This is a genomic window from Gordonia sp. G4 (assembly GCF_057770005.1).
Genome location: NZ_CM173442.1, coordinates 1,535,292 through 1,547,275, shown reverse-complemented (window position 1 = coordinate 1,547,275; position 11,984 = coordinate 1,535,292). Strand labels below are relative to the sequence as shown.

The window sequence follows — 11,984 nt, the reverse complement described above, 5'->3', positions numbered from 1 at the left end:
GTTATTCTTGGCACGCGTTGGAGCGTTTTCGAAGTGGGGTGTTACGACGGGTCAGACGAGTTCCACGGCGACTGGAGAGTTTGTTTCTCGCCAGTTCTCCAGCCACACCATCGGCAACCTCACTGGCCCGTGTACCGAGGCTTTTGCCTCGCCCATTGACCGTACGGGGCCTGACCCTGAGGGCTGCGCCGCCAACTTGTGTGCGACGCAGCCCCTTCACTCAGGGTGGTAATCAGCCGAACTGGTAAATAGATTTCAGCTGTTGATAGGCGGCGAGTCCTTCTGGCCCAAATTCCCGACCAATGCCACTGGCTTTGACGCCGCCAAATGGTGCGGCCGGGTCGGGGATATAACCGTTGATTCCTACTGTGCCGGATTCTACCGCGCCGGCAACGGCCATGGCGCGACTGGGATCGCTGGACCACACGGTGCCACCGAGTCCGTAGTCCGAGTCGTTGGCAATTCGAATCGCGTCGTCGTCGTTGTCGTAGGCGATCACGCTTAAGACTGGCCCGAAGATTTCTTCGCGGGCGACGACGGCGTTGTTGTCGAGGTCGGCGAATAGTGTGGGCTTGACGAACCATCCACGATCAATGCCCTCAGGTGTGCCGCTGCCGCCCACGACGACTCGGGCACCATCGTGGATGCCGCGTTCGATGTAGCCCGACACGCGTTCGCGTTGGGTGGCGCTGGCCATGGGCCCGATTAGGGTGTCGGCGTCTAGACTGTCTCCCACCGGGGCGGATGTGATGATGTTCGCGAACGTGTCGACGACTTCGTCGTAGCGCGTCCGGGGTGCCAGGACTCGCGTGCCCAAGAAACAGACTTGGCCGTTGTTTGCCAATGTCGCAGCGAACATGGATTGGCCGACCTTCTGGAGATCAAGGTCGGCGTCGTCGAGCACGATTGCGGCTGACTTTCCGCCGAGTTCGAGTGAGACCGGCCGAAGTAGCGTCGCACACGCCTGGGCGACGGCACGCCCGCCGCCCGTACTGCCGGTGAATGCGACTTTGTCAACGTCTTTGTGCGACACAAGGTACGCACCGAGATCACGTCCGCCGGGGACGATGCTGAGAACTCCGTCAGGGACGCCGGCGGCTTGCGCAGCCTCTGCGAGGAGGAACGCGTCGACAACGGTCTCGGGGGAGGGCTTGATGACTATCGTGCATCCCGCAGCCAGGGCTGGCGCGAGTTTGGTCGCCGTCAGCGTCTGGGGCACGTTCCAGGGCACGATTGCCGCTACCACCCCGACGGGACGGCGCTGCACTGTGGCCGTAGTGACGAAGACGCCATCACGGACCTCTTCGGCTGGCTGTTTTCTGATGAGGTCTGCGTAGTACCTCATCAGTACTGGTGGGAAGGCTTCGAGCTGGCGAGCAATCGAGATGGGCATCCCGTTTTGCTGCGAGACGGCGGTGAAAATCTCCTCGGAGCGGCTCGTGTACTCGTCGGCGAATCGGTCGAGGATTTCGGCTCGCCGGCTCGGATCCCAATTCGACCAGCCACGCGGGTCGTCAAACGCCCGGCGCGCGGTCGCGACGGCGGCATCGACATCAGCGGGCGCTGCTTCGGGGACAGAGCCGATGATCTGCTCTGTTGTGGCTGACCGCACGGTAATACGCTCGGAGCTGGACGGGGTTGTCCACTGGCTCCCAATGAACAATGATGAGTGGTCGATAGTCATGTTTCTCCTTATGTTTCGACAGGCTCAAAGGTCAGCGTGGGATGCTGGGGTGGCGGACGTCGCATGTTGAGCGGTTGGCGTCGGATGTATGGGACAGCGGCTCACTTGGGCCGCTTCTCTTTTTGTTTGTGGTCGTGCAACGCCGAGCTCGGCCTTGCGGCGCTGATGGATCTCATGGAGCGACTCCTCCGGATCTGGCGCGACCTTTTCAGCAAAGGTGAGGCCGAGCCGAAATCCTCGTCGAACGATCCACCGCACTAGCGGATGCGGGCGCGCAATACCATGAGTGCGAAGAACCCAGTCGGGATATAGCGACGTCACCATGACCTTTGCTACCGGGTGCAGCGCTCTAGGGAAGTGGCGTTCAGCGAATGGGCGCAGGACCACGTCGGCGACCTGGTCACCCCAAGGGTTCGTGGGCCATTGAGCCGCTTCATAACGGTCCATGTACTCGTTCATTCCCGCGAAATCGTTGGGGAAGTCGCACAGTGGTGAACCATCGTCACCGTTGACAAACAATTTCGCCATGCGTGACCAGAACTCCCACGTCGCGGTCTGCAGCTTCTCGTCAAACCCTTTCATGCCCAGACTGATTTTGAGTCTGTGCATCATCGCTCCCTCGTAGCACAGGGTGTAGATGTAGTCCTCGTTGAACGAGAAGTGGCCCGGATACTGCTTTGCGTAGTGGTGGTGCAGATTGTTGAGCGACTCCACCGAACGCCTCGTGCTGGGGTGGCTCGGGCCGTTCGCCCACCAGGTGAGCATGTGACGCGACGTATCGTCCATTCGTTTGTTGGGACGCTCATGAATCTTGCCGTGTCCCTCGCGCAAAACTGCTCGTGCACCGCGTGTGGTCACCAGAAAGCGAGGGAATGTGATGGCGTACACATAGTCCATCAAGAAGTCGGACACGTAATAAGAGCTGCTCAGGTCCCATATTCTCTCGTAATCACGATGTGGATCAAGGGTGTCCAATTCGCGACTGATCCACTTGCGAGGCTTCGTACGATGGTGCATGGGGGATTTCCTTTGTTGGTGGGCCAACGACAGCTTTCGTTCACCGAGTCGCGTGCTGCGATCCGCTCGTGACCCACAACAGACACACACAGCCTGCGACATGGGCGCTAGATGGACGAGGCGCGATCAGCCCCATTGCGGCTAAAATGAGACGCATGCATACAATTCCAATACGTTTCATAACTTGTTTTTGTTCCTGGTAGATAAGGCGATGGTTCGCAATTGTGCCCTATGTCACCTTTCTACTACGTGTACGTACTAGTGTCAACCGAAGTGGCTTCAACGTGGGGCCTGGCGCTTGTAGCTCGGCGAATTGACGCTAATGAACTTGCCGAGCTCACGAGTCGACGCGCCCCGGTGCTACGCGTGCGGTCGATCTGTCTACAGTTGTGCAGGATGTAATCAACCGCGAGGTGGGGGTAGATCGTGACAGGCTCAGGCCCACTCGCCCTGGGTTTTCGTGATGCTCCAGGCCATTTGTTGCGACGGGCTCAGCAGGTCCACACCGCGTTGTGGAGTAGAGAGGTCGACGACGATCTGACCGGACCGCAGTACACCACCCTGCTCGTAGTGGCTGGGTGGCCGGACGTGGACCAAAGTCTGGCGGGCACTTTGGCCTCCCTAGATAAGTCCACTGTTGGCGGGGTTGTGGCGCGTCTGGAAAAGAAGGGATGGATTCTCCGGATCCGTCATCCGGAGGACGGACGGCGTCGTCTGCTGGTGTTGACCGCGGAAGCGCGGACGCGCCTAGAGCACGTGACGGCGGCGGCAGCGCGCGTTCAGGACTTGCTTCTTGAGCCGCTCAGACCTGACGAACGCGACCTTTTGGTTTCACTGTTGCAGCGGGTCGCTTTTCCCGAGCCGGCTGAGGTCAGCAAAGGCGCACCTCTTCAAGAGATCACGGGTCTCGAGATCCACTCCACCCCCGGGTATCTCATTCGACGCGCGCAGCAAATGCACTACGCGATTTGGAACAAGCATTTCGGCGGCGAGTTGACCAGCCCGCAGTACGCGGTGCTCGCCGTCGTGGCCGCTCAACCTTCCGATCAGTCGCAGATTGGTAACCGCGCGTCACTGGATTCATCGAACGTGACCGACATTGTCGCGCGTCTGGTGACGCGCGGTTGGCTACGACGCACCAGTGACCCGCGTGATAAGCGTAAGGCGATAGTCGAACTCACATCGCCGGCTGTGACGGCGATGCGTCATCTGACCCAGTCAGTGGAGCTAGTGCAGTCAGATCTACTGAAGCACTTGACCGCGCACCAAAGAGTCGAGTTCATCGACTTCATGGTCCGAGTGTCTCGGATTCCCAGCGACACGGTCAACAGTCTCGCGGCCCCGTAGTCACCGGGTGCGGTCGAGATCTCGTCGTTCTGCGTCATCCGTCAACGGTTCCGGCCACGTAACGAAGCGTCCTAAGCAGAAGATGCGGGCCCGCCAGACTCCTGCGTGATCGGGGAAACCACCTTGCCGAGGTTGTCGACATCTAACTCCAACGTGCCAATCTTGCTGAGCTCAACACTGACGTTGTCGATACCGCGCATATGCGGTGTTCCCGACGAAGAACTCACAGTGATGATGTCTGCGGGATGCAGCGTCATGACCGACGATGTGTATGAGACCAATTGTGGAATGCCCCAAACGAAATCGGGGAGATCAGCGTCCTGGTGATGTGTCCCGGTGGCGTGGGTCGGCAGCCGCACCGCCGGCAGGTCACCGACCTCGTCGGGGGTCACCAGGACGGGACCGACGGAAGCAAGATTGGCAAAGAACTCACAATAACCGGCCACGTAGCTCAACGCAGCGTCAATAGATACGTTGGTGGCGGTCCGGCCGATGATCACTGCCAGCCTGCCTCCGTCGTCGAAGCGTCGATCGCCGTGGGTAAGCCGGACGGTAGTGCCGCTGCCGGTCTGGGTGGCAGGCACTTGAGGGGAGACGGTGAGCTCGTCGATGTAATTGCCGAGCATCCTCCCAGTGTGGCGATCGCGGGCCCTTACCCTTGCCGTAATGATCCTGAAAGGATCGGGCACGACGGGCTCGATGGTCACTGTGCGGCGAGCGAAGCCGGGCAGACCCAACAGGTCGTCATCGCTGAGCCGCAGGTCGCCGCCGCGGTCGGCGAGAAGCCTTCGCAGCGGGCTCCATCGGGGGCCAGGCTTGCTGGCGGCTATCACCCCGACGTCCATCACTACGTCGTCCACAAGTGCACCGATCGAGTGGTAGTTGTCGATTGAAAAGCTGACGTATTTCATCGGTTTTCCTGTGTCCTCTTGCGGCCCCGCGCGGGGCGGTACCGCAGATCAAGCAGCAGCAACAGAGCCGTTCGGGTCCAACACGAACTTCGTTGCTTTTCCGGAATCGAACTCGCGATAGCCGCGAGGGGCGTCTTCGAGTGCGATCATCTGCGCATTGACCGCCTCGGCAATTTTGATCCGGTCGTGCAAGATTGCCATCATCAGCGGCCGGTGATACTTCATGACGGGGCACTGACCCGTTGCCAACGATAACGATTTCGCCCACCCGGTCCCCAGGCTCAACGACAGGGAGCCGCTTTGGGCGGCCTCATCGACGCCGCCGGGATCTCCAGTGACGTATAAGCCCGGAATGCCGATGGACCCACCAGCAGCGGTGACGTTCATAAGCGAATTAAGCACTGTCGCAGGAGCTTCGGTCGCAGTCCGGTGACCGTGCCCTCGTGCTTCAAACCCAACTGCGTCCACTCCACAGTCGACCTCCGGCACACCAAGGATCTGCTCAATCTGCTCTTGCGGATGCCCCAAAGAGACGTCCACCGTTTCACAACCAAAGCTGCGGGCCTGCGCGAGTCGTTCGGTGTTGAGATCGCCAACGATGACGACCGCGGCGCCGAGCAGATGCGCACTTGCTGCCGCAGCAAGGCCAACCGGGCCTGCGCCTGCAATGTACACCGACGCGCCAACACCCACGCCCGCAGTCACACAGCCGTGGAATCCGGTAGGCAGTATGTCGGACAACATTGTCAGGTCGAGAATTTTTTCTATGGCCTGTTGCGGGTCAGGGAAGGGGAGCAAGTTCCAGTCGGCGTAGGGCACCATGACGTACTTCGCCTGTCCTCCTACCCAACCGCCCATGTCGACGTATCCGTATGCGGCGCCGGGCCGATCGGGATTGACGTTAAGGCAGATACCTGTCCTGCCGACTTTGCAGTTCCGGCATCGGCCGCACGCAATGTTGAATGGTACAGAGCACACATCGCCGACCTTGATGAACTCTACGTCACGCCCGGTGTCGATCACCTCGCCAGTGATCTCGTGGCCCAGTACCAGACCGACGGGCGCAGTGGTCCGGCCGCGGACCATGTGCTGGTCGCTACCGCAGATGTTCGACGAGATCACCTTCAAGATCACCCCGTGTGGGCACTGTCGACCGACGCTGGCCGGGTTCACGCCAGGGCCGTCCTGGAGGGTCAATGATGGGTCGGGCAGGTCAACGACCTGCACGCTACCGTTACCTGCGTAAACGACTCCGCTGTTCTCGGACATGTGCGCTCTCTCAAATTGCGTGGATAGGTGGGGGTGCTTACAAGTGAACTTGCGTGGAGGGCGCCCTCGCTTATTCGCTTATTCGCTTGTTGCCAGGGTTGGCGATGGGTGGGTCGCCATGTGCGGGCACATTCCAACGGTCGTCGCCGACGCAGTCTGTTTTTTGGGCCGGCGATGAACAGCGACGTCCACCACGCTGCGTTTGGTCGTTCCTTCATCCGCGAGGCGACGGCGGCGCTCCTGGATATCTTCGCGCGGATCAGCGAGGACCTTGGTGCTCAGTACGATCATCGTCCTCATCACTGTGCGTGCGAACCAGGCTGCGATGGGTGACGGGCGGGGGACGTCATGGGCGCGCAGTAGCCCGTCAGGCATGAACGCGGTCACTACAGCCCTTCCCAACGGCCGCAGCGGCCGTGGAAACCATGTGGAAGCGAATCGTTCAATGCCTCCCGCTGTAGAAATGTGACTGGGCTGGTGCACGGGCCAGGGTCGATCGATGTAGTCGCTGACCAATTGCTCCATGGCTTCGTAGCTTTCCGGGAATGGGGCGATGTCGGTCACAGAGCGCCCATCCGGGAGTGTGAAGTTGTCGGCCACGCCTGCCCATAGTCGGTGCATCGCGTGCCGCTGCTTCGCGTCGAAACCGCTGAGCCCCAACCGTTTCTGGGCCGTATTCACCAAGGTTGCGTTGAGACAGAGAATATAGATGTAGTCTTCGACGTCATCAAAACCCGACGGATACTCCGCAGCATAATGCGCATGATATTTGTTCACCATCTCGATTGAGCGGTGGGTGGCCATCGCCTGCGCTCCGTGCTCGAGCCAGGTGAGCATGTGGTCGACTGAATCGTCCCTGCGCTTGGTCGCCTGCGTGACGTACTTGCCGTTCTGATTGCGGATGACGGCGTCGTTGACGGCCGGCTTGATGCCAGCGGCGGGGGTGCCGACCGTGTAAAACCAGTCCAACTGCATGTCGTTGAGGTGGTAAAGAGTGCTCAGCCGGACTATCTCAACATAGTCGGTGTCAGGGTCGAGGTGCTGTAGTCGGCGGGCTATCCATTTTCTCCCGGGAGTATGTCCCGGCGCAGCTTCAACCGCTGCAGCGTAGTCGGAGGACATCATAGGGCCTTTCGTTTGGGAGCAAGGGGGTTACGTAGCGATACCTCGTCTAGTTCGCGGCGCTAGCTCGATCGCGTACGGGCGTCACCTCGGCAGGCGGTTTTGGACCGCGATTGGCGCCCTTGGTGGGGCACACAACGGCGCCATCGGCGGTGACCGCAACGGTGAGTCGGCCGACACGGTCGATCTCCACGGTGATCGTGTCACCGTCGTGAACCTGACCGATACCGGCAGGAGTGCCGGTCGTCACGATGTCCCCGGGATGCAGGGTCATGACCGACGAGATGTACCCGATGAGAGCTGGGACGTTCCAGATGAGATCGGAGATGTCCGCGTCCTGCCGCATTACATCGTTGACTTGGGTGCGTAATCGCAATGTCGACACAGCACCAACCTCGTCCTTCGTCACAAGGTAGGGACCCACAGGGGTAAAGGTGTCGAACGATTTGCGCGTGGATCGGTCTTCTCCACCCCGCATCGTCATGTCGAGGAGGCAGGTGTACCCGGCTATAAATGATTCGGCCTCGTCCGGCGCAACGTTGCGTGCCGTACGGCCGATGATCAGGGCGAGTTCACCCTCCTGATCGAACCGGCGGTCGGTGTAGGGCAGTGCAACGTGCGTACCGTCGGCAGTGACCGAGGACGGCGCTTTAAGAAACACGCCTAGTGCGTCAATATGCGCATCCTCGTTCATCTCCGCCTGATGGTCACGGTAGTTCACCGGAGCCGCAATTATTTTGCCGGGATCGGGCACGACGGGGGCAACCTCGACGTCGGCCAATGCCACACGAGGTAGACCGTCGAGCGCCTCCTCGTCGATGACCCCCCCAGTGGCTTGCAACAGCTGGCGCATCGCGCTGATTCCGTGTGCGCCATTCGTGAGCGAGGTCGCGTCGATGACTGTGTCAGCAGACACGATGCCGACGCGATTGATCCCTCCCGGGATTTCCGGAGGGCTCCTCTCAAGGGAGGATGAAACCTATGGCAGCAGGATCGAAGCGGTACTCGGCTGAGTTGAAGCGAGACGCCGTGGACATGGTGGCCCAGTTGGTGGCCCACGGGTCGGCGGAGTGGCCGGCGATGCGCAAGACCGCAGATCTGTTGGGGGTGACCTCGGCGGAGACTGTCCGTCAGTGGGTTCGTAAGGCCCCGGCCGCTGATGCGGAAGGCGCCTCGAGGGCCGACAACGAGGAGATCCGCAGGCTCAAACAGGAGGTCGCCGAACTCAAACGGGCCAACGGCATCCTGAAAGCGGCGTCGGTTTTCTTCGCGGCCGAAATCGACCGGCCACACCGGTAATTGTGGACTTCATCCGCACCCACCAGGGACATCGGGTGGGTGCGGATGGTCTTATCTGGGGTGTCGATTCGATGTGCGCCGTGCTCTCTGAGCACGGCTGGCGCATCGCCCCGTCCACATACTACGACCACATCAACCGCGGGCCGAGCGCCCGTATGCTCGCTGACGCGCAGGTCATCGATGCGATCTTCATGCTCCGCAAGAACAAACCCCTGACCCGCGTTCTGGGCTCACGAAAGACATGGATAATGCTGCGCAGCAACGGATTAGATGTCGCCCGTTGCACGGTTGAACGGGTCATGCGGGAGATGGGATGGCACGGCGCGATCAAGAAGAAACGGGTGCGCACGACCATCCCTGACGCGGCGGCCAAGCGGCCGACGGATCTGGTCGACCGGCAGTTTTATGCCGCGGCACCCAACCGCCTGTGGGTGGCCGATTTCACCTACTGCCGCACCGAATCCGGTTGGGCGTACACAGCCTTCGTGACTGACGTGTTCGCCCGCAAGATCGTCGGCTGGAAGGTGGCCACGGAGATGACGGTGAACTTGGTGACCGATGCGATCAACAATGCGATCGACAACAGAAAACGTTGCGGGGTAGTCGATTTGAGCAAACTCGTCCATCATAGCGACGCCGGATCGCAGTATACTGCCATCGTGTTCGGGCAGCGATTGGCCGAGGAAGGGATCGCGGCCTCTATCGGCACCGTCGGGGACAGTTTCGACAATGCCCTGGCCGAATCGGTGAACTCGGACTACAAGAACGAACTGGTCGACAACCAGCCCCTGTTCCATGGAGCCACTGAGTTGTCGCTGGGCACCGCCGAATGGGTGGCGTTCTACAACCGAGAACGACCACACAGCTACTGCCACGACCTCACCCCCGACCGGGCAGAGCAACTCCACTACGATCGCATGCGCACCCTCAATCCGGAGGAAGCGCTCACACCATGAGCTCTCCGGAAACGCCGGGAGGGATCAGATTGCGCCCGGCGTCTGAATGGAACGAGAGAAGCTTCATGGTGTCGATTCCTTGTAGTGGCGGTCAACTTGTAGTGGCGGTCGAATAGTCCGGCTGATCAACCCGGGAGTGCTGAGAACTCCCCGGTGCGCTCTGCGTACAACCAGTCGAGGTCGGTGTAATCGTCGGCCGCACGCATTCGAAACACGCGGTTGCGCAGCGCAAGCATCGCCGGATCGTCGGTGTGCCAGGTGCGTCCCCAGGGCCGCGCAACGGCCTGGCATTTGGTGGTCAGCGGTATGCGCTCGGCCTCGAAGATCTTAAATGCACGCGCCGCGTCATTTGGGCACGCTTCCAGGCAATGTGCAAGTCCCAGCGCATCTTCGAGAGCTTGGCACGCGCCTTGACCCAGATACTGGAGCATCGCGTGCGCCGCATCACCAATGAGAACAGTGTGTTCAGTACTCCACGTACTGAGAGGCTCCCTATCGAAAATCGGCCATGCGCGGGAAGTGTCGATCTTGGCAAGGGCAGCGCGAACAGGCTCACAGGCGTCCGCGAACATCGCATCGAACTCGTCCGCTGTACCCCAGTCGGCACGGCCGGCGGCGAAACGCGGACTCTCATACACTGCTACCTGGTTGTATAACTCTCCGCGGCGTACGGGGTACTGCATCAGGTGAACTCCCGGGCCCATCCAGAGCACCACCTCGTCCCCGGCGACATCGCCCATCTGATCTATGTCGATAGCCCCGCGGTGTGCGACGTGACCGCTGAACGTTGGTTCAGAGGTGTCATGCAACTGTCGCACGCGTGACTTGATTCCATCCGCGCCTACCAGGACATCCGCAGTGTAGAAATCTCCGCCGACGAATGTGGCCGTCGCGTAGTCAGCTGATTCAGCGACCGATGACACAGACCTGTTGGTCTCAAGCGTGACAAGGGGATCGGCCACGCATGCTGCGAGCAGGATCGATAGGATGTCGCTGCGATGCGCCACGATGTACGGATAGCCATAGCGTTCGAGAAACGGAGCGCCGAAATCCAGTGTGGTGAGCTCGAGCGCATCGTGCACGTCGCGAACGACGGCGGACCCCGGGTGAACGGCGACGGCATTGAGCTCGCTCAAAAGACCCAATCGGTCAAAACTCCTGGTCGCGTTCGGACCAATCTGTAGGCCTGCGCCAATTTCGGTGAACTCCGGTGCCTGCTCTACCAGGTGTACGGGCCTTCCGGTTCGAGCAATCGACAAGGCAGTAGCGAGGCCGCCGATACCGCCGCCGATGATCAAGGTGGAGAAGTGTCGGGTGGTCATCAGGGCTCAACTTTCTCATCGCGGTACAGAGCCAGCGCATCGAGGACGGGTGCATCGCTGGTGGTGAAGATGTCCAAGTCACTGTGGGCGTGCAATCGGTACACCGCCCACGAAGGGACAACGAAGATGTCTCCGGGGCCGAGGTCGAACTCGCAGTCGTCGATCTCCACTCGTCCGGTGCCGGAGAACACCGCACACACCCGAGATCCGGTTTGGCGCTCCGCTGCTGTGGTTGTGCCAGAGAGCACCCGGCGCATTTCACAGCGAAGCGTGGGCATGACATCGCGGCTTCGTGTCGGGTCCTTGAATCGGACACTGGCGTCGCCGGATTCGGTTAATTCCAACAATGCCGTCAGCGCGGCGTCCGTGTCGAGCCACCGATACACGGTCAACGGCGAGTGTTCGGGCAAGAAGCCGTGACCTGCGGTTGCCGGCACGAGCCCTGCCCCTTGTCCGAAACGACGCTCCGAAGCCGAGCGGCGCGCCTGACTGCGATCCGCCTCCTCGCTAGGCCCCTCCTCGAAGAACACCGCATCCAGACCCGCCACGATGGGCAGATCGAGAACGTCGAGCCACATCATCGACTCCGAACTCGGATTGTGGTGCTCGTGGAACGCCCACGCGGGCGTCAAAATCAGATCGCCTTGCGACATCGTCACCGGATCGCCATCGAGGACGGTGTAGGCGCCCGCCCCGTCGAGTACAAATCGAAGAGCTGACGGCGTATGACGATGGGCCGGGGCGAGTTCACCAGGCAGCAGGAACTGCACCGCCGCCCACAGGGTTGATGAGATATATGGAGCGCCACCAAGACCGGGATTACTCAAAGCTAGTACGCGGCGATCGCCACCGCGCTCAATTGGAACCAGGTCACCGGATTGTGCCGCCAGCTTGACCAGCTCACTCATACTCCAGCGATGCGGGACCGTCGCCACCGATGGAGTCTTGGTCAGCAACCCGCGCATCTCCCACAGGGGCTGCAAGTCGTTCGCTGCGATATCGCTGTAGAACCGGTCGAGTTCGGGATCGTCGGAGGTGAAGCGTCGGGTGCTCATAT

General features: G+C 60.7%; 10 protein-coding genes. 2 read left to right on the top strand and 8 right to left on the bottom strand.

What is annotated here, in order from left to right; genetic code table 11:
- Window positions 1-232: 232 nt before the first annotated feature.
- Both AC3B5T_RS06845 and AC3B5T_RS06840 read right to left on the bottom strand, forming a co-directional pair.
- Window positions 233-1,684: an aldehyde dehydrogenase gene (locus AC3B5T_RS06845; protein WP_488358460.1), complete on the bottom strand. Its 1,452-nt coding sequence runs from the start codon at window positions 1,682-1,684 to the stop codon at window positions 233-235.
- A 24-nt stretch (window positions 1,685-1,708) separates the two neighbouring features.
- Window positions 1,709-2,596, bottom strand: coding sequence for an oxygenase MpaB family protein (locus tag AC3B5T_RS06840; RefSeq protein ID WP_488358459.1), 888 nt, complete (start codon window positions 2,594-2,596; stop codon window positions 1,709-1,711).
- Window positions 2,597-3,127: 531 nt separating this feature from the next.
- Between AC3B5T_RS06840 and AC3B5T_RS06835 the strand changes: the two genes are divergently transcribed.
- Window positions 3,128-4,048, top strand: a complete 921-nt coding sequence (locus AC3B5T_RS06835; protein WP_084817375.1) for a MarR family winged helix-turn-helix transcriptional regulator — start codon at window positions 3,128-3,130, stop codon at window positions 4,046-4,048.
- A 71-nt stretch (window positions 4,049-4,119) separates the two neighbouring features.
- Here the strand turns inward: AC3B5T_RS06835 and AC3B5T_RS06830 are convergent, their stop codons facing one another.
- The 4 genes from AC3B5T_RS06830 to AC3B5T_RS06815 all read right to left on the bottom strand — a co-directional run bounded on the left by AC3B5T_RS06830 (window position 4,120) and on the right by AC3B5T_RS06815 (window position 8,266).
- On the bottom strand, window positions 4,120-4,959 hold the full coding sequence (locus AC3B5T_RS06830) for a fumarylacetoacetate hydrolase family protein (RefSeq protein ID WP_084817374.1): 840 nt from the start codon (window positions 4,957-4,959) through the stop codon (window positions 4,120-4,122).
- A 48-nt stretch (window positions 4,960-5,007) separates the two neighbouring features.
- Window positions 5,008-6,228, bottom strand: coding sequence for a formaldehyde dehydrogenase, glutathione-independent (fdhA, locus tag AC3B5T_RS06825; protein ID WP_055477341.1), 1,221 nt, complete (start codon window positions 6,226-6,228; stop codon window positions 5,008-5,010).
- Between the two features lie 78 nt (window positions 6,229-6,306).
- Window positions 6,307-7,353: an oxygenase MpaB family protein gene (locus tag AC3B5T_RS06820; RefSeq protein ID WP_488358458.1), complete on the bottom strand. Its 1,047-nt coding sequence runs from the start codon at window positions 7,351-7,353 to the stop codon at window positions 6,307-6,309.
- A gap of 46 nt (window positions 7,354-7,399) precedes the next feature.
- Complete coding sequence (locus AC3B5T_RS06815; RefSeq protein WP_488358457.1) at window positions 7,400-8,266, bottom strand: fumarylacetoacetate hydrolase family protein; 867 nt, start codon at window positions 8,264-8,266, stop codon at window positions 7,400-7,402.
- A 65-nt stretch (window positions 8,267-8,331) separates the two neighbouring features.
- Between AC3B5T_RS06815 and AC3B5T_RS06810 the strand changes: the two genes are divergently transcribed.
- A protein-coding gene (locus tag AC3B5T_RS06810; protein WP_156354424.1) for an IS3 family transposase occupies window positions 8,332-9,605 on the top strand; the annotation gives its coding sequence in 2 pieces (ribosomal slippage) (window positions 8,332-8,611 and window positions 8,611-9,605; 1,275 coding nt in all).
- A 125-nt stretch (window positions 9,606-9,730) separates the two neighbouring features.
- Here the strand turns inward: AC3B5T_RS06810 and AC3B5T_RS06805 are convergent.
- Together AC3B5T_RS06805 and AC3B5T_RS06800 are read right to left on the bottom strand one after the other, a co-directional pair.
- On the bottom strand, window positions 9,731-10,927 hold the full coding sequence (locus AC3B5T_RS06805) for an FAD-dependent monooxygenase (protein WP_055477291.1): 1,197 nt from the start codon (window positions 10,925-10,927) through the stop codon (window positions 9,731-9,733).
- Window positions 10,927-11,982 (bottom strand): cupin domain-containing protein, encoded by a 1,056-nt coding sequence (locus AC3B5T_RS06800; protein ID WP_488358456.1) that lies wholly within the window; start codon window positions 11,980-11,982, stop codon window positions 10,927-10,929. The genes AC3B5T_RS06805 and AC3B5T_RS06800 overlap by 1 nt, the downstream gene beginning before the upstream one ends.
- Between the last annotated feature and the right edge of the window lie 2 nt (window positions 11,983-11,984).

Coding starts and splice junctions, on each gene's coding strand:
- fdhA (WP_055477341.1), bottom strand. CDS start 6,228: ATGTCCGAGAACAGCGGAGTCGTTTACGCAGGTAACGGTAGCGTGCAG.
- AC3B5T_RS06830 (WP_084817374.1), bottom strand. CDS start 4,959: ATGAAATACGTCAGCTTTTCAATCGACAACTACCACTCGATCGGTGCA.
- AC3B5T_RS06820 (WP_488358458.1), bottom strand. CDS start 7,353: ATGATGTCCTCCGACTACGCTGCAGCGGTTGAAGCTGCGCCGGGACAT.
- AC3B5T_RS06800 (WP_488358456.1), bottom strand. CDS start 11,982: ATGAGCACCCGACGCTTCACCTCCGACGATCCCGAACTCGACCGGTTC.
- AC3B5T_RS06805 (WP_055477291.1), bottom strand. CDS start 10,927: ATGACCACCCGACACTTCTCCACCTTGATCATCGGCGGCGGTATCGGC.
- AC3B5T_RS06845 (WP_488358460.1), bottom strand. CDS start 1,684: ATGACTATCGACCACTCATCATTGTTCATTGGGAGCCAGTGGACAACC.